Origin of the sequence: Xenorhabdus entomophaga (assembly GCF_037996725.1) — a bacterium.
In the GTDB taxonomy this organism is placed as follows: domain Bacteria; phylum Pseudomonadota; class Gammaproteobacteria; order Enterobacterales; family Enterobacteriaceae; genus Xenorhabdus; species Xenorhabdus khoisanae.
Window position 1 is genome coordinate 14,435 of the sequence record NZ_JBBMXH010000013.1, and the last position, 19,755, is coordinate 34,189.

19 protein-coding genes are annotated in these 19,755 nt (G+C 46.1%); 2 read left to right on the forward strand and 17 right to left on the reverse strand.

Annotated features, from left to right (window positions below; all coding sequences use genetic code 11):
* Window positions 1–42: 42 nt before the first annotated feature.
* From rplI to hflK, 10 genes are all read right to left on the reverse strand, one after another.
* On the reverse strand, window positions 43–495 hold the full coding sequence (rplI, locus tag AAC854_RS04335) for a 50S ribosomal protein L9 (protein WP_047962415.1): 453 nt from the start codon (window positions 493–495) through the stop codon (window positions 43–45).
* Window positions 496–533: 38 nt separating this feature from the next.
* Entirely contained in the window at window positions 534–761 is a 228-nt protein-coding gene (rpsR, locus tag AAC854_RS04340; RefSeq protein WP_012986941.1) for a 30S ribosomal protein S18, read from the reverse strand.
* Between the two features lie 4 nt (window positions 762–765).
* A complete protein-coding gene (gene priB, locus AAC854_RS04345) occupies window positions 766–1,083 on the reverse strand; it encodes a primosomal replication protein N (protein ID WP_072061396.1) in 318 nt (105 codons plus the stop codon).
* A gap of 5 nt (window positions 1,084–1,088) precedes the next feature.
* Window positions 1,089–1,487, reverse strand: coding sequence for a 30S ribosomal protein S6 (rpsF, locus tag AAC854_RS04350; RefSeq protein WP_047962417.1), 399 nt, complete (start codon window positions 1,485–1,487; stop codon window positions 1,089–1,091).
* A 190-nt stretch (window positions 1,488–1,677) separates the two neighbouring features.
* The gene (rlmB, locus tag AAC854_RS04355) at window positions 1,678–2,415 is read right to left on the reverse strand and encodes a 23S rRNA (guanosine(2251)-2'-O)-methyltransferase RlmB (RefSeq protein ID WP_047962418.1); all 738 of its coding nucleotides are present in this window, start codon (window positions 2,413–2,415) and stop codon (window positions 1,678–1,680) included.
* Window positions 2,416–2,472: 57 nt separating this feature from the next.
* Window positions 2,473–5,031: a ribonuclease R gene (rnr, locus tag AAC854_RS04360; protein ID WP_340616036.1), complete on the reverse strand. Its 2,559-nt coding sequence runs from the start codon at window positions 5,029–5,031 to the stop codon at window positions 2,473–2,475.
* Window positions 5,032–5,075: 44 nt separating this feature from the next.
* Window positions 5,076–5,495, reverse strand: a complete 420-nt coding sequence (gene nsrR, locus AAC854_RS04365; RefSeq protein ID WP_047962420.1) for a nitric oxide-sensing transcriptional repressor NsrR — start codon at window positions 5,493–5,495, stop codon at window positions 5,076–5,078.
* A gap of 235 nt (window positions 5,496–5,730) precedes the next feature.
* Window positions 5,731–7,029, reverse strand: coding sequence for an adenylosuccinate synthase (locus tag AAC854_RS04370; protein ID WP_340616037.1), 1,299 nt, complete (start codon window positions 7,027–7,029; stop codon window positions 5,731–5,733).
* Between the two features lie 256 nt (window positions 7,030–7,285).
* Entirely contained in the window at window positions 7,286–8,284 is a 999-nt protein-coding gene (gene hflC, locus AAC854_RS04375; protein ID WP_340616038.1) for a protease modulator HflC, read from the reverse strand.
* A 2-nt stretch (window positions 8,285–8,286) separates the two neighbouring features.
* Complete coding sequence (gene hflK / locus AAC854_RS04380; protein ID WP_340616039.1) at window positions 8,287–9,522, reverse strand: FtsH protease activity modulator HflK; 1,236 nt, start codon at window positions 9,520–9,522, stop codon at window positions 8,287–8,289.
* A gap of 59 nt (window positions 9,523–9,581) precedes the next feature.
* Between hflK and AAC854_RS04385 the strand changes: the two genes are divergently transcribed.
* Window positions 9,582–9,863, forward strand: coding sequence for a hypothetical protein (locus AAC854_RS04385; protein ID WP_340616040.1), 282 nt, complete (start codon window positions 9,582–9,584; stop codon window positions 9,861–9,863).
* Here the strand turns inward: AAC854_RS04385 and hflX are convergent.
* The 6 genes from hflX to tsaE form a co-directional block, all read right to left on the reverse strand.
* The gene (gene hflX / locus AAC854_RS04390; protein WP_340616041.1) at window positions 9,843–11,123 is read right to left on the reverse strand and encodes a ribosome rescue GTPase HflX; all 1,281 of its coding nucleotides are present in this window, start codon (window positions 11,121–11,123) and stop codon (window positions 9,843–9,845) included. The genes AAC854_RS04385 and hflX overlap by 21 nt on opposite strands.
* 97 nt (window positions 11,124–11,220) lie before the next feature.
* A complete protein-coding gene (hfq, locus tag AAC854_RS04395) occupies window positions 11,221–11,523 on the reverse strand; it encodes an RNA chaperone Hfq (RefSeq protein WP_340616042.1) in 303 nt (100 codons plus the stop codon).
* Window positions 11,524–11,631: 108 nt separating this feature from the next.
* Complete coding sequence (gene miaA / locus AAC854_RS04400; RefSeq protein WP_340616043.1) at window positions 11,632–12,573, reverse strand: tRNA (adenosine(37)-N6)-dimethylallyltransferase MiaA; 942 nt, start codon at window positions 12,571–12,573, stop codon at window positions 11,632–11,634.
* Window positions 12,566–14,548, reverse strand: coding sequence for a DNA mismatch repair endonuclease MutL (gene mutL / locus AAC854_RS04405; RefSeq protein WP_340616044.1), 1,983 nt, complete (start codon window positions 14,546–14,548; stop codon window positions 12,566–12,568). Before mutL ends, miaA begins: the two co-directional genes overlap by 8 nt.
* A 52-nt stretch (window positions 14,549–14,600) precedes the next feature.
* Window positions 14,601–15,938 (reverse strand): N-acetylmuramoyl-L-alanine amidase AmiB, encoded by a 1,338-nt coding sequence (amiB, locus tag AAC854_RS04410; protein ID WP_422824045.1) that lies wholly within the window; start codon window positions 15,936–15,938, stop codon window positions 14,601–14,603.
* A gap of 14 nt (window positions 15,939–15,952) precedes the next feature.
* On the reverse strand, window positions 15,953–16,417 hold the full coding sequence (gene tsaE / locus AAC854_RS04415; RefSeq protein ID WP_273547750.1) for a tRNA (adenosine(37)-N6)-threonylcarbamoyltransferase complex ATPase subunit type 1 TsaE: 465 nt from the start codon (window positions 16,415–16,417) through the stop codon (window positions 15,953–15,955).
* 204 nt (window positions 16,418–16,621) lie between these two features.
* On the opposite strand from tsaE, the gene queG reads away from it, so the two are divergent.
* Window positions 16,622–17,779 (forward strand): tRNA epoxyqueuosine(34) reductase QueG, encoded by a 1,158-nt coding sequence (gene queG / locus AAC854_RS04420; RefSeq protein WP_340616045.1) that lies wholly within the window; start codon window positions 16,622–16,624, stop codon window positions 17,777–17,779.
* Window positions 17,780–18,289: 510 nt separating this feature from the next.
* On the opposite strand, the gene AAC854_RS04425 is transcribed toward queG, so the two are convergent.
* Complete coding sequence (locus AAC854_RS04425) at window positions 18,290–19,723, reverse strand: 4-hydroxyphenylacetate 3-hydroxylase family protein (protein WP_340616046.1); 1,434 nt, start codon at window positions 19,721–19,723, stop codon at window positions 18,290–18,292.
* Between the last annotated feature and the right edge of the window lie 32 nt (window positions 19,724–19,755).

The following is a 19,755-nucleotide window of genomic DNA, read 5'->3' on the forward strand; positions in this document are numbered from 1 at the left end:
TTGCCAGCGTTTTTTGTCACATGTTCTTCAGCTAATCAGGGATTAAGCTTCTGAAACGATGTTAACGTTCAACTGTGCGAATACATCGCTGTGTACCTGGAAGTGAACTTCGTGCTCACCAACAGTACGCAGAACGCCGTTAGACAGGCGAACTTCGCTCTTAGATACTTCAACACCAGCAGCAATAACTGCATCAGCGATGTCACGAGTACCGATAGAACCGAACAGTTTACCTTCGTCACCCGCTTTAGAAGCGATGGTGACAGAACCCAGTGCAGTGATTTTCTCTGCACGAGCTTCTGCTGCTGTCAGAACGTCAGCCAGTTTAGCTTCCAGTTCAGCACGGCGAGCTTCGAAGAATTCGATGTTTTTCTTAGTCGCAGGAACAGCTTTGCCCTGTGGTACTAAGAAGTTACGGGCATAACCCGCTTTAACGTTAACTTGGTCACCCAGGCTACCCAGGTTTGCTACTTTATCAAGCAGAATAACTTGCATTACCTTATCCTCTCAAAGTCGTTAATGGACTGAGCCTATTACTGATGACGATCAGTGTAAGGCAACAGAGACAGGTAGCGCGCACGCTTGATAGCACGAGCGAGCTGGCGCTGGTATTTTGCACGAGTGCCAGTAATACGGCTTGGTACAATTTTACCGCTTTCGGTAATGTAGTTTTTCAGCGTAACAATGTCTTTATAATCGATCTCTTGTACGCCTTCCGCTGTGAAACGGCAGAACTTGCGACGACGGAAATAACGTGCCATTTGGCTAGTCTCCAGAATCTATCAATTCAATCTGCTCGGCATGAAGAACCAATTTGCTAAGACCATTACGCCCATGATGGGAATTAATGAATCCTGAAACAGTGATTCTACTGCCGACCGTTATACTGTGAGTATATTCCTGTAACAATTGTCCGCTGGCAATGACGGGCATTCTGCACCATGACTGCCTGCTGAATCCGGCTTCCTGTTGTTGTGAACGATGTTCAAGCACAAACTGACAATGTGGAATGCCGGATGGACTGACTCTTCGTATCGGTGTCTTGCACACTGTGCCAGAGAGCACCAAACGATTCGTTGTCACGGTGATTACTCTTCAGAATCCCCAGCTTCATCAACATCATCAACCAGGTCTTCTTCCAAGACCAGATCACGGCTACGACGTTCGTCTTTAGCCTTAACCATTGGTGATGCTTCAGTTACTGCGTGCTTAACGCGCATAACCATGCTGCGGATAACGGCATCGTTGAAGCGGAAGTTAGTTTCCAGCTCATCAATCGCTTCTTGTGGCGCTTCAACGTTCATCAGAACGTAGTGAGCCTTGTGCAGTTTGTTGATTGGGTAAGCCAGTTGACGACGGCCCCAGTCTTCCAGACGGTGAATCTGACCTTGCGCGTTAGTGATAGTCGCACTGTAACGCTCGATCATGCCCGGAACCTGTTCGCTTTGATCAGGATGGACCATAAAAACAATTTCGTAATGACGCATTAGCATTGCTCCTTACGGATTATTCAGCCTCCTGTCAGGGTCAGCCGTGGCCCATGGAGGCAAGGAACGTGTTTAGTACGGCTGAAAAATCGACGCGTCACTATACCCGTACAAGACAAAAAACTCAAGATACCGGTAAAGAAAACGCGTTTATTCTTCTTTCAGACGCTTTCGAATGAAAGAACTTGAATTATTGAGTGTTTCTCTGGCGCACGATTTCAAACAGGCATACCCCTGTAGCAACCGATACATTCAAGGAAGAAACTGAACCCGCCATAGGAATACTGATCAGCTCATCGCAGTGTTCGCGGGTCAGTCGGCGCATACCCTCACCTTCCGCGCCCATGACCAAGGCCATAGGGCCAGTCAGTTTGCTCTCATATAACGCATGAGTCGCTTCTCCCGCAGTGCCAACGACCCAGATATTGTGTTCTTGCAGTAAGCGCAGGGTACGGGCAAGGTTGGTAACGCGAATCAGTGGAACGCTTTCCGCCGCGCCACAGGCAACTTTTTTCGCTGTCGCATTCAGTTGTGCTGAACGATCGCGCGGAACGATAACCGCATCAACCCCCGCAGCATCCGCAGTACGCAGGCAAGCTCCAAGATTATGTGGATCGGTGACGCCATCCAATACCAGCAGGAATGGACGATCCAACCCTGATAATAAATCAGGCAGATCACTTTCCTGATACTGACGCCCCGGTTTAACCCGTGCAATGATGCCTTGGTGTACCGCGCCTTCTGTCTGGGCATCCAGCCATTGGCGATTGGCAAGTTGCACAGCAATGCCGATGCTTTCCAGTTCCTGCAACAATGGGGTTAAACGGCGATCTTCACGCCCTTTCAATACATAAACTTCCATGAAGCGTTGTGGATCGCTCTCCAACAAAGCTTTAACGGCATGAATACCGTAGATAATTTCACTCATGACTGGCTAATACCTAACTCACTGATTAACTGTTTTTACCGGCTGTTTTATGGGCTATTAACCCGCGCTTTTTTTCGCGCGTTTCGCTTTCAGTTTTGCCGTAATTCTTTTGGTCTTGTCAGACTGTTTTTTCTTTTTGCTTTGCTTGGTATTACTTTGATCTTCATTACCTTGAGTAGCATTACTTTGATGAGTATTGCCTTGCTTAGCATTGCTTTTCTTGGACGATTTAGGCTTTTCCGCACTTTTCTTTTTACGGAAAGCGCCATCTGACTCAACATTGGCTGATTTTTTATAATCACGGCCTTTTCTGTCATTTTTACGTTCTGGCCTGCCTTTTTTCGCTTTATCGTGCGCTGTTTTACCTTGGTTTCGTGCCTTACGCGTTGTTGAAAGCAAAGTAAAATCAATATTACGTTCATCCATGTGAACCGCTTCTACGCGGATTTCAACCTCGTCACCAAGGCGATAAGTCTGCCCAGAAGATTCACCAATCAAACGCTGACCAACATTATCATATCGATAATAATCGTTATCCAGCGTCGAAACATGCACCAAACCATCAATGAACAGATCATGCAAACGAACAAAGAAGCCAAAGCCTGTCACGCTGGTAATCAATCCGGTGAAAACATTGCCTACCTGATCCTGCATGAAATCACATTTCAGCCAATCTGCTACATCCCTTGTTGCTTCGTCGGCACGGCGTTCCGTCATGGAGCAATGATTACCCAGTTGCAGCATGTGATCCATATCATTATGCCAACCGCCTGTCGGCGTCGAGCAATGCTCAGCGATACTATGTTTAGCAACACCATGTTTAACAACACCATGTTCAACAACACCATTCTCTTGCGATAATAAGTACTTGATCGCTCGGTGTAACGCCAAATCAGGATAGCGGCGAATCGGTGAAGTAAAGTGGGAATAAGCACGCAACGACAAGCCAAAGTGACCACGGTTTTCAGGCTCATAGATCGCTTGTTTCATTGAACGCAGCAGCATGGTCTGCAACAGCTCATGATCCGGCCGATCCGCGACGTCCTTCATCAACTGCGCATAGTCTTTCGGTTCTGGTTTCATCCCGCCCAATAGACTCAGCCCCAATTCGTTGAAGACTGAACGCAGGTTCAGAATACTCTCTTCTCTTGGTCGGTCATGAATACGATATAACGCAGGCTCATGATATTTCTCAACAAAGCGAGCCGCAGCGATATTTGCCAGAATCATGCACTCTTCAATAAGTTTATGCGCATCGTTGCGTACAACTGGCTCGATCCGCTCAATACGACGTTCCGCATTAAAAATAAACTTGGCTTCTTCAGATTCAAACGAAATGGCACCACGCTGTTCACGTGCCTGTTCTAATGCCTGATAAAGTTCATGCAGATGCTCAATATGATTCACCAATGGCTTATAGTGATCACGCACCTCCTGATCGCCCTGCAAGATTTTCCAGACTTTCGTATAAGTCAAACGAGCATGTGAATTCATCACTGCTTCGTAAAACTTATAGGAAGATAGTTTGCCTTGGGCAGAAACCGTCATTTCACACACCATACACAGGCGATCGACTTCTGGATTAAGGGAACACAATCCATTCGACAGCACTTCCGGCAACATCGGTACAACCTGAGAAGGGAAGTAGACCGAATTACCCCGGCTGCGTGCTTCTGTATCCAGCGGTGTTTGCGGACGAACGTAGTAACTGACATCAGCAATCGCAACCCATAAACGCCAGCCACCACCGCGTTTTCTTTCACAATACACGGCATCATCAAAGTCACGGGCATCTTCGCCATCGATCGTCACCAACGGTAGTTCACGTAAATCAACACGACCTTGTTTGGCAGATTCCGGAACGCTTTCATCCAGATCTGCCACCTGTGTTTCTACCATTGGTGGCCAGCTACGGGGGATTTCATGGGTACGAAGCGCAATTTCAACCGCCATGTTCGTTCCCATCGTTTCGCCCAGTACTTCAACAATTTTACCTATGGCCTTGGTTCGGCGGGTCGGGCGGTTTGTTAATTCAACCACCACAACATTCCCCATTCTTGCTCCGCAAATTTCCTCTTTGGGGATCAAGATATCGAAACACAAGCGGCTATCATCAGGGACGACAAAACCCATGCCAGCATCCACGAAGTATCGCCCAACGATTTGGCTGCTTTTTGGCTCCAATACCCGCACGATGCGCACTTCAATGCGGCCTTTTCTGTCTGATTGCAAAGGCTGCGCCAGTATCACATCACCATGGATTGCTATTTTCATCTGCTCAGAAGGCAGATAAAAATCTTCTTTGTGGCCTTCCACACGCAGGAAGCCATATCCATCACGATGCCCAATCACCGTACCTTTCAATAAATCCAGCCTTTCCGGCAACGCGTAACATTGACGGCGGGTAAAAACCAACTGTCCATCGCGTTCCATTGCCCGCAAACGGCGGCGCAATGCTTCCTGTGCTTCTGCACTGGTTAACTCAAGTTCTTGTGCTAATTCCTGACGGCTTACCGGAATGGTGTGTTTAGAAATGATATCCAAGATGTATTCACGGCTTGGGATAGGAGATTCGTATTTTTCAGCCTCTCGTTCCTGAAAAGGATCTTTTGACATCGTCATTCCTCTGTTGTCATCAGCAAGCTGTTTATCCCCCTGCTTCACTTAATCAGAAGCAATTGATAAAGGGGACGATTGTCTTCAACCATATCGGCCAAAGTATGTTTATCCAACTCTTCCAAAAAATTTTCTACCGCTTGATTCAAGACTGATTTTAAGCGACATGCAGGCGTTATTTGACAGGCACTACAGTTAACCAATGAAAGTGGTTCCAATGAACGAACCACATCACCAATTCTGATCTCGCTGGCAGGTTTACCCAGACTTATGCCACCATTTTTTCCCCTGACAGCATTCACCAATCCTAAGTGACTCAGTTGATTGATGATCTTTACCATATGATTACGTGATAAACCATAAACTTCAGTGACCTCTGTAATGCTGGTCATTTGACCTTCCGGTAAAGAAGCCATGTAAATTAAGGCACGTAGTCCATAATCAGTAAAACTGGTTAACTGCACACTCACCTCTGGGAGACTGAATATTACGGGGTTTATTTGGAACCAAAAAATGTCTGTTTGTTGGTTTTCGTTAGTTGTTCATTATTATGTGGGTATTTTAAAAATTAAGCAAAACGGGCGATTCGCTGCTTTATTTTTTTATCTATAAATTTCTTTATTTATGAATTTCTTTATCTATAAAAAGTAAAAACCGGGCATTAAGCCCGGTTATTTGCCCAAAAGATTAAGCTATCAATTAAGCATCAAATGGGTCACGCAGAATCATCGTTTCTGCACGATCTGGGCCTGTAGAAATAATATCAACAGGAACGCCGGTCAGCTCTTCTACACGCTTGATGTAGTTTAATGCTGCTTGTGGCAACTGGCTGTGATCTTTCACACCGAAAGTGCTTTCATCCCAACCTGGCAGAGTTTCATAAACTGCTTCCAGACCTTCCCAGTTTTCTGCTGCCAGAGGAGTAGTATCAATGACAGAGCCATCTGCCTGACGATAGCCAATACAGATTTTGACTTCTTTCAGGCCATCCAGCACGTCCAGTTTGGTCATGCAGAAGCCAGACAGGGAGTTGATTTGGATCGCTCGACGGATAGCAACGATATCCAACCAGCCAGTACGACGGCTACGGCCTGTAGTCGCACCAAACTCCTGACCTTTCTGACGCAGGTATTCACCAGTTTCATCAAATAATTCAGTTGGGAATGGGCCTGCACCAACACGGGTGGAGTAAGCCTTAATGATACCCAGTACATAGTCAACGTAACGTGGGCCCAGACCGGAACCAGTCGCAACACCACCCGCAGTAGTATTGGAAGACGTCACATAAGGATAGGTACCGTGGTCGATATCCAGCAGCGTACCCTGTGCGCCTTCAAACATGACCAATTCACCTTTCTGAGTTGCTTTATAAAGCAGGTCAGAAACGTCAACTACCATGCCAGTCAGGATGTCAGCAACAGCCAGAATATCATCCAGCGTTTTCTGGTAATCAACCGCTGGTTCGTTGTAATAGTTAACCAGTTGGAAATTGTGGTACTCAATGATTTCTTTCAGCTTGGCTGCGAAATTTTCTTTATCGAACAGATCACCGACACGCAGGCCACGACGTGCGACTTTGTCTTCATATGCAGGGCCGATACCACGACCTGTTGTACCAATTGCCTTGGCGCCACGTGCTTTCTCGCGGGCATTATCCAATGCAACATGGTAAGGCAGGATCAGCGGACAAGCTTCAGAAATAAGCAGGCGCTCACGTACAGGAATCCCACGTGATTCAAGCTCTTTCATTTCTTTCATCAAAGCATCTGGTGCTAAAACGACCCCATTTGCGATAATGCTAATGACGTTTTCACGTAAGATCCCAGATGGGATTAAGTGGAGAACGGTTTTTTCACCGTTGATGACTAGTGTATGGCCGGCATTGTGGCCCCCCTGATAACGAACTACGTATTTAGCCCGTTCAGTCAGCAAGTCGACGATTTTACCCTTGCCCTCGTCACCCCATTGGGTGCCCAATACGACAACGTTCTTACCCATTTCAAAAATTCACTCGGTTGCTTAAAAATGGATTCTAACATCTCATTTAGCACCTTTCAGTATTTTTTGTTACTTCTGTTATTTCGTTTCGTCATATAAATGGGCTGATAAGTGAACATTGGTAATGAAAATAGCATGCAAAAAAGCCACTATATGTTTTTTTACAGTGGCTTAGGAAGCGGCCAGACACACGCTGGCCTGTAGGTTTATTTTGTCAATTAAAGTAGATTGGAGGCTATTTGCCCGTCAAAACCACTTAATCATTCGCACGATTATGCTGCTTAGCCGGCTCTTTCATATAACGGAAGAAATCGTTATCCGGGCTGAGCACCATGATGTTGCCATCATTTTTGAAGCTATTTTCATAAGCACGCAAGCTACGGATGAATGCGTAGAATTCCGGATCTTTGCTGAATGAGTCAGCAAACAATTTGGTTGCTTCCGCATCACCTTCACCGCGTAAAACCAATGCCTCACTTTTTGCTGCGGCCTTGATTTCAGTCGCTGTCTTATCAGCGGCCGCACGGATTTTCTCAGCTTCTTCCAGACCTTGTGAACGATGGCGACGGGCTACCGCTTCACGTTCTGCACGCATACGCTGATAAATTGCGTCTGAGACTTCATCTGGCAAGTTAATCTGCTTGATACGAACGTCCACAACTTCAATCCCCAATGCCGCCATACTGTTCGGGTTCAGGATTGGTTGTTTACCTTTCGTTTCTTTCTCCACTCGGGCCGCAGCCGAAGCAATTTCGTTGTCGGCAATATCAGCATCACTTGTTCCCAAGTTCAGCGCATCACGCACATCTGTCGTCAGACGACCACGAGAATCTGTCACGATGCCACGGACATCCAGACGACCAATCTCAGAACGCAGACGGTCACTGAATTTACGTTTCAACAGCAGTTCAGCCTGAGAAATTTCTCCATTACCTGTTGCCAGATAATATCTGCTGAAATCGTTAATGCGCCACTTCAGATAAGAGTCAACAATCAGGTCTTTATTTTCACTTGTCAGGAAACGGTCAGCTTTGATATCCATAGTCTGGATACGAGCATCAAGCGTTTTAACAGTTTCAATAAATGGAATTTTGAAGTGCGGACCAGGCTGATAAACCACAGGTTTATTTTCAGCGTCACGCATAACTTTGCCAAAACGCAGCACGATACCACGCTGACCTTCATAGACGATAAATATCGACGAATACAGCACAACCAATATGATGGCAATAACAAAGACGAACGACTTACGCATGATTATGGTCTCCCTTGTCTTAGCGTCTCACCACGCAGGTTGTTTGAATCACCATAGCCTGAATTGCCATAGCCAGAATCGGTTGAACGCCCTTGTGTAGATGTAGGATGTGTCGTATTACGCTGTTCTGGGGCGACTTTAGCGTCTTGATGACGTGTCGGCATTTCAGACTGGTTACGTAAAACTTGATCTAATGGTAATACCAGCATGTTGTTGCTCTTTTCGTTTGCAATAACTTTGCGGGTCTGACTCAGAATACGTTCCATTGTTTCAATGTAAAGACGCTCACGGGTAATTTCCGGTGCAGCTTTATACTCAGGCAGAATTTTGGCAAAACTTGCCACTTCACCCTGTGCATTCAATACCACACTCACTTTATAAGCTTTAGCATCTTCAATGATACGTTGAGCATAACCCTTGGCTATTGGCAGAACTGAGTTTTTATAAGCGTCTGCTTCACGGATGGTTTTTTGCTCTTCTTCGCGGGCGGCGATAACATCATCAAATGCCGCTTTCACCTCTTCTGGTGGACGCGCAGTTTGGAAGTTAACGTCCAGCAGCGTGATCCCCATGTTGTACGGACGAATAGTTTCTTCCAGTACTTTCTGAGTATCGTTACGCACAATCGTACGATCTGCTGTCAGAATTTTTTCCATTGAGTATTTGCCAACCACGCCACGCACAGCGCTGTCTGTCGCTTGACGCAGGCTGTTATCAGGATTGGTGACATTGAAAAGATAAGCTGCAGGGTCAGTGACACGGTACTGAACGTTCATCTCAGCACGTACAACGTTTTCATCTGATGTCAGCATGACACCCGTTGTTGCCAGTTCACGAACAGATTCGACGTTAACGGCACGTACTCGATCGATAAACGTCATTTTCCAGTTCAAGCCAGGCTGAACAACGTGGTTAAATTTACCCAACCGAGTAACTACACCACGCTCTGTTTCTTTAATCGTATAGAAACCACTTACAACCCAGACAACAACTGCAACAGCAACGGCAAGACCAATAAGACGCCCGCCAAATTTAGAGTTCTGTTCAGAACCATTTCCACCTTTGTTTCCACCGAGACCACCGAGCTTTTCACTCAGTTTACGGAACAGATCGTCGAGATCAGTTGCCCCACGGTTTCGACCACCTTTATTGTTGCCGCTGGAGTTGCCGCCATTATTTTTGCTGCTTCCCCACGGGTCGCGGTCCTGTCCGTTATTACCGGGCTGATTCCACGCCATGTTTTAGCTCCACTTTTTAGTTTTTACTGGTTTTTCAGAGGTGACTGCTCTCCACCCTAATGGGTGAGGCTTCCCACTTCACAGGCCGTTGCCTGTTCCTGACAGGTCTGACAGCGGCCTCCATGGGCAGAAACAACGAATTTCGTTGTTTTTGTAAGCAACCAATATTATTTGGTGATACTTTTGACAGTGCAATTCAGTCACTGCAATTTTGGCACAGTCATTTCATCACCGCCATTCCATCTCCGCTACGCCATGACCATAAGCACCTTGAAATGGCGGGTAAAATGATACCTTGTTTGTCGCTCTGCGCCAATCAATCAGACAACATAGTCGGGTAAATTTGGTTCTTGTTTACACAGGCGGCGCCAATCCACCATTGGCATTCTGATTTCAACACCCATTTGACCATTTTCTTCCACCCATTCACGCTCAATAGCCTGAAGCTGGTAGAAACGGCTGCGCAGACGCCCCGCTTCCGGCGGAAGATGCAATTCATAGTGTGCGATTTCACCTGAAAGGCGTTCAGTCAAGGCCTGTAATAGAAGCGGAATGCCTTCACCAGTCTGCGCGGATAACCATACCCTGACAGGGTAGTTTTCCTCATCGCGGTCGATGCGTGGAACAAAATCTTCCAACATATCGATTTTATTCATGACCAATAGAGAAGGAATTTCATTGGATTCAATCTCTTCAAGGACACTATCAACAGCGATGATGTTTTCATCAAGACGACTATCAGCCGCATCGACAACATGCAGCAGCAATTTTGCCTGCCGGGTTTCCTGCAAAGTCGCCTTAAATGCTGCAACCAAATCATGAGGCAAATGACGGATAAAACCAACTGTATCCGCCAAAACCACGGCACCGACGTCATCCACGTCTATTCGGCGCAGAGTCGGATCTAAGGTGGCAAAAAGCTGATCAGCCGCATAAACTTCAGCAGAAGTTATCCTATTGAATAAGCTCGATTTCCCTGCGTTGGTATAGCCAACAAGAGAAACGGTAGGAATATCTGCCTTATTGCGTGCCTGACGCCCCTGTTCACGCTGTTTTTCAACCTTGCTGAGACGCCCCAAAATCTGTTTGATTTTGTCACGCAACATACGACGGTCACTTTCTAGCTGAGTTTCTCCGGGACCACGCAGCCCGATCCCCCCTTTCTGGCGTTCAAGGTGGGTCCAGCCCCGTACCAGACGGGTAGATAAGTGACGCAACTGCGCCAGTTCAACCTGCAACTTGCCTTCGTGCGTTCTTGCCCGCTGGGCAAAAATATCCAGAATCACGCCCGTGCGATCAACAACGCGGCACTGACACAAGCGCTCAAGATTACGTTCCTGGGCCGGGCTGAGAGTATGGTTAAATAAAACCACATCTGCGCCACTGTTTTTGACAGCTTCGGCAATTTCCTCTGCCTTACCCTCTCCGACAAAATATTTCGGATGAGGCGCCTTCCGGCTTCCCGTTACAATCTGCACAGGAGAAACACCTGCGGAAGTTACCAATGACTCAAACTCACTGAGATTTTCCGTATCTTTTTCCTGTGAGAAGAAAACATGCACCAGAACGGCTAATTCTCCGCCTTCATAACGATCAAACAACGGCGCAACCTCTCAGGCTAAGTAAAAATCCATAGGAAAAAACATAGGTAAAGTCTCCCTACCTATGTTTTTATTTACGTCATGCACAGCCACTGGTTTACTCAGTGGCATCAGTTTCCTGTTGTGCTGCTGGGTTAGTGCCAGCATGATAATTTCCAACGCCAGTTGTCACATTCTGGTTGCTACCATGATGAGACACAGGACGGGAAGGCACAACAGTTGAGATGGCATGTTTATAAACCATCTGACTGACAGTGTTTTTCAGTAAAATGACAAATTGGTCAAAAGATTCAATCTGACCCTGTAATTTGATGCCGTTGACCAAATAAATAGAAACCGGGACCCTTTCACGCCGTAAAGCATTCAGGAATGGATCTTGCAAAGATTGCCCCTTAGCCATTCTATATTTTCCTTATTTTGTTGTTTTTAACTAAGAACCGATTGGTTCGAAAAAGTAACTACTCAAAAATGATGCTTTGTACCGATCAATTGTACACAATCAATGAATTTATGTACTAATAACCTGCATGACTGTGTTTAGTGATTGTTTAGGTTGATCGCTATCCAACCAAGTCACATTGTCCCAACTCCTGAGCCATGTGATCTGACGTTTCGCCAGTTGGCGAGTCGCACAGATACCACGATAGATCATCTCATCATGAGATATTTCGCCTGCGAGGTAGGACCACATCTGACGATAACCAACACAACGAATGGAGGGTAAATCTGTATGCAAATCGCTACGAGCATAAAGCGCTTTCACTTCATCTTCAAACCCTGATTTGATCATTTGTTCAAAACGGGCTGCAATACGCTGATGCAAAATTTCACGGCTTGCAGGCGCGATCGCAAATTGATGAACGCGATACGGCAATATTTCCCCAGACGTTTCAGTCAATTCAGTTAGAGTTTTACCCGAAATTCGAAAAACTTCCAGTGCACGAGTAAGACGTTGTGGATCATTAGGATGAATCCTTACAGCCGCAACCGGATCAATTTCCTGTAACTGCCGATGCAATTCATCCCATCCAATCTCCGCTGCCTGCTGTTCAATCTGCGCCCGAACTTCAGGATTTGCAGAGGGCAAAGGCGATAATCCTTCCAGCAATGCTTTGAAATATAGCATGGTTCCACCAACCAGGAGTGGAATTCTCCCCGCCGCCGTGATCTCCGCCATTGCTTTTAGAGCATCACGGCGAAAATCGGCAGCAGAATAGGTTTCGGCAGGATCGAGAATATCAATCAGGCGATGAGGCGCCTGTGCCTGCTCTTCTGCGGAAGGTTTGGCTGTCCCAATATCCATCCCACGGTAAATCAACGCGGAATCAACACTGATTAATTCAACCGGAAGATGCTGACGCAAGGCGATCGATAACGCCGTTTTTCCTGAAGCCGTTGGCCCCATGATAAAAATGGCTGTCGGCAGATGTTGAGTTTTTAAATCACTCATGATTAAGGCGTGCCACCACTGCTTGTAAATCAATTAACTGTAATAACCCTTCCGGTGGCGATACCACCAGTTGGGGGCAAAGACGCTCGACATCAGCCAAAAGCTGGACGGCTTGTGCGACGTTCCACGTTTCATGCTCACTACCCAAATGACGGGAAAGCCAAATTGCCACCTGTTCAGTAGAAGCGGCTGACAATCCGCCAAGGTAACCCAACAGCTCCGGCAGAAGTTTTGGCAGGTTCTGTTGACGCAAAGGCAACGATACCGCATGAATGGTCACTTTTCCATGTGCGACTGTCGATTCAATACCAAAAGTCTTCAGTAGCTCACTATTCTGCTTCAAGGTGCTCATTTCTGTCTGATTGAGAGCAAGTTTCAGCGGGATCAACAAAGGCTGAGATTTAAGCCCCTGTTTTCCCGGTGTCAGTTGCGCCTGCTTCAACCAGCGCTCAGCGACTGGAAGGGAGAGCAAGCCTATCCCTAATGGCGATTCAATCAAGGCATGGCAATCAGCATAAATGCTCAATACTTTTCCGAACGTGTATTTTTCAAGGCCATACGTATTGCCAATATTAACTGCGTTATTTTTTCCCTGCCCCGGTTGCACCGGGCTGACCGGAACAGACATTGAGCCGGGACTTGGCGAATCAGGTGTTGAAGTGACTCTTTGCGGAAACAAAGGACTCTTTTTTTCCGGTGAAAACTGCATCAGCTTTTGGTACAGTTCACCCTGTTTTTTCTGATAGCCTTCTCCATGATGCGATGGCTGTGTTTCACGGTCTGAATACTGTCGTTCCCCATGCTCCTGCTTTTTGCCGTTATTACCGTTCCCATCAGTATCATGATGTCGGGAAGATTCAGAATCTGCGGGTACGTTGCTTTTCCGAAGAAAATGGTTTTCTCCCGCAGAAGGGCGATTCTCTGGCACCCAATTCGCAGCCGTCTCCTGACAACCAAGCTCTAACTCCGCGCCCTTGCTACGCTGTTTCAATACCGCAGACACACCCTGATAAATAAAATCATGCACCAACCGCGCTTGATGGAAACGAACCTCATGTTTGGCAGGATGAACATTGACATCCACCTGATGCGGATCAATTTCCAAATACAGAACATAAGCAGGCTGCTGCTCCTCCTGAATCAAATCTTGATAGGCTTGGCGAATCGCATGATTAATCAGCCGATCCCGCATCATACGTCCATTGACATAGCAATATTGAATATCGCTTCCTGCCGTAGCACTCATTGGGTCAGCCACCCAACCTTTAATGGACAGGGAATCATGTTGCCATGACAACGCCAAAGCCTGCTGTACAAACGTCGTACCACAAATTGCAGCCAAACGCCGTTCGTGCTGAGATTCATCTTTTGCAGGGCGATACTGGCGTACCAACTTTCCGTTATGATTCAGGTTAATGGCAACATCCAACCGCGCCAATGCGATCCGGCGTACCACTTCATCAATGTGACCAAACTCCGTCTTTTCCGTTCTCAGGAATTTGCGGCGGGCAGGCGTGTTATAAAACAGATCCAACACTTCAACCGTCGTACCCACAGGATGCGCAGCAGGTTTAACCGTCACGTCCATATCACGGCCTTCGGCATAAGATTGCCACGCTTCTGTCTGGCTTTCAGGGCGAGAGGTCAATGTCAGCCGAGAAACAGAACTGATACTCGCCAGCGCTTCTCCACGAAAGCCCATACTCATAATTGCTTCCAAATCATCCAATGAAGCAATTTTACTGGTGGCATGACGTTCCAACGCTAAGGTAAGGTCTTGTTGACTGATTCCGCAGCCGTTATCACGGATTCGAATCAGCTTTGCGCCGCCACGTTCAATATCGATATCAATGCGGGTAGCACCAGCATCAAGACTATTTTCCACTAATTCTTTCACCACTGATGCAGGGCGTTCAACCACTTCACCAGCGGCAATCTGATTTGCCAATTGTGGGGGTAATATCCTGATAGCCATTATTCGACCTTACTTACGATTTTAAGCCTATTCTGATAGGCATATATATTGGTTACTTTGGTGCTGTCTGCAATGGATTAGTCTGGAAATAATGACGTAATCCTAAATGGATGGCTTGTGCCAATTTTTCCTGATATTGGTTGGAACCCAATAACTCTTCTTCAGACAGATTACTGATAAAGCCGGTTTCCACTAAAATGGACGGGATATCCGGAGAACGTAAAACACCGAGGCTCGCATGTTCTGGCGTGCGTTTATGTAAAGAGCCAATTCTGGTGAGCTGACTCAATACTTGCATAGCGACATCATAACCAACTCTCTGGGAATGGCCGAATTGTAAATCCAACACAGCCTGACTCAAATATGGGTCAGTGCCATTGGCAAGGGCATCTCCTGCGCCTCCCAGCAACTCGGACTGTTTTTCATGCTGTTCCAGCCAATTACCCAATTCGCTGTTTGCCCGGCGATTAGAGAGCACCCAGACAGAAGCCCCTCTGGCACCACGATTAGGAGCCGCATCCGCATGAATCGATATCAACATATTAGCTCCATGCTTACGGGCAACCTCAGAACGCCCCGCCACAGAAATAAAATAATCGCCATTCCGCGTCAGTACAGGCTTAAACATGGGGTCATTGCGTAAAAGTGTTTCCAGTTTACGGGCAACACTAATAGTTACATTTTTTTCCTTCAATCCACGTTGACCACTCGCACCGGGATCTTGCCCACCATGCCCTGCATCAATAGCAACCACAATCGGGCGGATACCTTTTCCTTGCCCAGATTGAATTGCCTGTTTTTTCACGCTTTTCTCATTAAGATTCGTGGGTTCATAAGATTTCGGGGCAGGTTTTTCCTCCGGCTTTATTAGCTGGGCATCAGAAGTAAGTGACTGCTTACTTTCATTTTTAGCAGTATTGTCCCTGAAAATAGGTGCTCTATTATTCACTACGCCCTTGGTTTTCAGAGTAATAACTAGCTGGTATTTGCTACCTGCTTTCTTCACTGAAAACGTCTCTGTAGCTTTATTCGCCAATTCCAGCACAACCCTCTGATGATGTGCATCAGGCGGCTGACTGGAGCGTACCAGCCTGACCAAATCCTGCCCGGATAAGCGCATCGGCAGACCAACAATTTTGCCAGATTGACGAATATCCACGACTAATCGTTCGGGAGAATGTAAAGGAAAAAATCGATAATCAGGACGCCCGCCAGTGAATTCCAACGTTACTGTGGCCTCAGAGGGGCTATTATTCACATGAACATTCGACAACGTAGCCGCCGTAGCCGTTGTCATAACCATCTGACTCAACATGACAAACAAAACACAGGCCATCACCCAGTGGGCATGCCATTTTTTTACCACATTTACGAAAAAGGCATTCATCATGGTCGGGTATTCCTTCATAAGGACTTCAAATTATCCAACAGACTTTCACCATATTCAGATAACGCAACAAAACGCGCCTGTCGACCTTCACTGTCATAACTCAAATGCAGCTCAATATCGGCATCAGGCAGAACACCGGCGCCTTGTTGAGGCCATTCCACCAAACAAATAGCGTCCTGATGGAAATAATCACGGATCCCCATAAACTCCAGCTCTTCAGGATCAGCCAGACGGTATAAGTCAAAATGATAGACAGGCCGTGGTTGTAAAGCATAAGGTTCAACCAGCGTATAAGTTGGACTTTTCACATGCCCCTGATGGCCGAGCGCCTGTAGGAAACCACGGCTAAATGTGGTTTTTCCTGCACCGAGATCACCATATAAATAAATAACATAGCCGCGATCGCCGACTGACGCCACTGCATTACCCAATGCAACTGTGGCATTTTCATTTGGAAGTGATAAAACGAGTTCTTTCATCGAAAAATATCTATTTTATTTATTGAATTAAGAGCCTGAACAGGTAGACATATCAGCAAAATAGCTTAACCGATAACCATAACATATCTCAGGCATGATCATTGAACATCTTATGCACCGCTGTAACGCCATATTCCGTACTTTTTGTATTCAACCCACACTGTGTTAACCTACGCTCCTCTTACAGCAGTAAATTGACATCCCATGGCAGCCCCTCTCGATCTGAATCTTCTAGCAGCAAATATCAAACAATGGGGTATTTCCCTCGGTTTCCAACAAGTCGGTATCTGTGACACCGATTTATCGGCAGAAGAACCGAAGCTACAGGAATGGCTTGATAAGCAATATCATGGCGAAATGGACTGGATGGCACGTCACGGCATGATGCGCGCCCGCCCCCACGAACTGCTGCCCGGAACTTTGCGGGTGATTAGTGTACGCATGAATTATCTGCCCGCTAAAGCCGCTTTTGCCAGTACGCTTAACAATCCACAAATGGGCTATGTTAGCCGCTACTCGCTGGGCAGAGATTATCATAAACTGCTGCGCCAACGTCTCAAAAAACTAGGCGATACGATCCAAGACTATTGCACCACTCATGAATATCAAGGAACGCTGAATTTTCGTCCTTTTGTCGATTCAGCTCCTATCATGGAGCGCCCACTGGCAGCAAAAGCCGGGCTTGGATGGGTTGGTAAACACTCACTTATATTAAACCGAGATTCAGGCTCCTGGTTTTTCCTTGGTGAATTGCTGATTGATCTTCCCTTGCCTGTTGATGTCCCCCAAGAAGAACAATGTGGGCGATGTGTAGCCTGCATGACAACTTGTCCGACAGGGGCCATCGTTGAGCCTTATACCATTGATGCCCGTCGGTGCATTTCATATCTGACAATTGAATTGGAAGGCGTAATACCGGAAGAATTCCGCCCATTAATGGGTAACCGGATTTATGGCTGCGATGATTGCCAGCTTATCTGCCCGTGGAACCGTTTTTCACAATTAACGGATGAAGCTGATTTCAGCCCGCGTGCAGCACTACATACTCCAGAGCTGCTTGACCTGTTCAGTTGGAGTGAGGAAAAGTTTCTGCGCATCACGGAAGGTTCAGCAATTCGTCGCATTGGGTATTTGCGCTGGCTACGCAACATTTCTGTTGCCTTAGGCAATGCGCCTTACCAAGATGACATCGTGTTAGCTTTGGAAAAAAGAACGGGATTAGGTGATGTTTTAGATGAACATATCCACTGGGCCATTGATCAACAAATAACCCGCCGTAATGCTAATTCAATCGAAGTTCAAACCTCACAACAAAAACGATTGATACGTGCTATTACTAAAGGCCTACCCAGAGATGCTTAACAATCAACCAATCAAATTTTTTGTTAAAAAAGCCTTCTATTTCCTTGTGAATAAAATAAAAATGCTTTTCTGAACAATAAACAAATCAGGGGTAAATATTGAACGGTGTATTTTGAAATGAAGTTAATTATTTTAATTAATCAATAAGTTAAATATAAACCATTGCCTTGAGTGATAACTCAAAATATGCAAACACGACAAAGCCGCCTGTGGATAACTCTGTGCAACAAGTAGAGCATCATCAAGTGACTCAATATGACTGTAATTTTAAATTCTGTGGATAAAAACAAGAATTGAATTCTAGTAGAAAACACCAGAAATCAGCAGGGAAACAAAAAACCCACTCATCCATTCTAGACGCTAGTGGAGAAATTTTCCTCTGCCTCTTCAAAAATGAGGCGGCATTATGGACCTGTTAGAACAGGATAGCAAGCGCTTTATCGACAATTTATTTTTGGCGGGGATTGCAATAAGTGCCAGCATTTCCATGCTGGCACTTTCCCTTACCGACTATGGCATTTTTACCTTCTCAACCAATGCTCTTGATGATTCCCAATCGTATTGCTTATAAAAACGTCCTAACGTCTGATAAGGGGCGCCTGCATAAAACAATTCATATTGATGATGCCTTGAAGCAAACTCTGACCCAACCGCATCCCACACCAGCTTCATCAGCCTGACCCTTTCGATAGGGGAAACAACTGAAGAATATTGTGTTTTCTCAATGATTCCTAAAATTTCATCATTTTCTAAATCTGCCTCACTGGATGGCAACATCAGAATGCCCCCACCCGCCAACTTTCTGATTATTTCCAACGCATTAGGATATATTGACTGCGACATAACCCGATACGTATAAAGCAGGGTCTTATCTGGTATATAAAATCCGTTATATATTTTTGGACAATGGATGACACTTTTAAACAGCGCCTCCATATTCATGGCATAGCAGGCTAACTGTGCAAGTGATTCCTTCACGGCTGGGATCTGACACACGCCATTTATCTCAGCCATATTCTGAGCCAAGCCCGCCAAAAAATGCAATTTCACAGCATAACGGGCCAGACCTTGGGTATCCATTATCACTTCTGTCGCCGTTGAGTCTAACTGCCTGAGACACATCTCAATATCTTCGAAGACAAAAACCCTTTCCCAGGGTACCAAAACATCATCAAAATAGAGCATGGAATCATTTTCATCAAACCGGGACGATAGCGGATAATCCTTGGGATTGGCCCCTAGTTCGTAAGATTGCCTTGAAATGATTTTGATGCCATCCGTATTAAGTGGCATAGCAAAAGAGAGTGCATATCGCTCATCAACGCCCTGCTTAAGGGGATAATGCGTACCAACAAAAACCTCATCTGCCAGAGCTGCCCCGGTTGCCAGCATCTTTGTGCCTCTGACAACAATGCCCTTCGCATTCTTTTCCACCACACCAAGAGTGTGATAAATATTCTTAGTATGCTCGCCCGGTGTTTTTGAACGATCGCCTTGTGGGCTAACCAGTGCATAAGTCAGATAGAGATCTTTTTCACTCGCATAAGCAAAATAATTCCGCAGAGCATCCGCTCGCTCTTGTGAGTAAGATTCAAATAACTCAATATGCGTCAGCATTCCTGTAAGTGCCGATGGAGTATAATCAGGGCTTCTGCCCAACCAGCCAACCGTCTGCTTCGCCCATTCATAGGCAGCATGACCACGTGCAATTAACTTTTCCGGTGTAGAGGGTAATTCCCAGTGCAGGCTGATTTGCTCCCCCGTTTCTGTCTTAAACGTCATGCTATCGGCATGTTTAACTTTATAATCATATAAATTCGCTACAGACCTGATAGCATTCCTGAACGCAGGATGATCCACATGATTTGTAATCTTCTCTCCATTAATAAAAATCGTTCGTCCATCACGCAGGTCATCAACATATCTTTCTCCGGTTCTTATCATCTTTTCTATACTCCCATCAATAATGACGATTT

Coding starts and splice junctions, on each gene's coding strand:
- hfq (WP_340616042.1), bottom strand. CDS start 11,523: ATGGCTAAGGGGCAATCTTTGCAAGATCCATTCCTGAATGCTTTACGG.
- rpsR (WP_012986941.1), bottom strand. CDS start 761: ATGGCACGTTATTTCCGTCGTCGCAAGTTCTGCCGTTTCACAGCGGAA.
- tsaE (WP_273547750.1), bottom strand. CDS start 16,417: ATGAAAGAACTCGTTTTATCACTTCCAAATGAAAATGCCACAGTTGCA.
- miaA (WP_340616043.1), bottom strand. CDS start 12,573: ATGAGTGATTTAAAAACTCAACATCTGCCGACAGCCATTTTTATCATG.
- rplI (WP_047962415.1), bottom strand. CDS start 495: ATGCAAGTTATTCTGCTTGATAAAGTAGCAAACCTGGGTAGCCTGGGT.
- AAC854_RS04425 (WP_340616046.1), bottom strand. CDS start 19,723: ATGATAAGAACCGGAGAAAGATATGTTGATGACCTGCGTGATGGACGA.
- amiB (WP_422824045.1), bottom strand. CDS start 15,938: ATGATGAATGCCTTTTTCGTAAATGTGGTAAAAAAATGGCATGCCCAC.
- AAC854_RS04385 (WP_340616040.1), top strand. CDS start 9,582: ATGGGTGAGGCTTCCCACTTCACAGGCCGTTGCCTGTTCCTGACAGGT.
- rnr (WP_340616036.1), bottom strand. CDS start 5,031: ATGTCAAAAGATCCTTTTCAGGAACGAGAGGCTGAAAAATACGAATCT.
- mutL (WP_340616044.1), bottom strand. CDS start 14,548: ATGGCTATCAGGATATTACCCCCACAATTGGCAAATCAGATTGCCGCT.
- AAC854_RS04370 (WP_340616037.1), bottom strand. CDS start 7,029: ATGGGTAAGAACGTTGTCGTATTGGGCACCCAATGGGGTGACGAGGGC.
- rpsF (WP_047962417.1), bottom strand. CDS start 1,487: ATGCGTCATTACGAAATTGTTTTTATGGTCCATCCTGATCAAAGCGAA.
- queG (WP_340616045.1), top strand. CDS start 16,622: ATGGCAGCCCCTCTCGATCTGAATCTTCTAGCAGCAAATATCAAACAA.
- hflK (WP_340616039.1), bottom strand. CDS start 9,522: ATGGCGTGGAATCAGCCCGGTAATAACGGACAGGACCGCGACCCGTGG.
- hflC (WP_340616038.1), bottom strand. CDS start 8,284: ATGCGTAAGTCGTTCGTCTTTGTTATTGCCATCATATTGGTTGTGCTG.
- rlmB (WP_047962418.1), bottom strand. CDS start 2,415: ATGAGTGAAATTATCTACGGTATTCATGCCGTTAAAGCTTTGTTGGAG.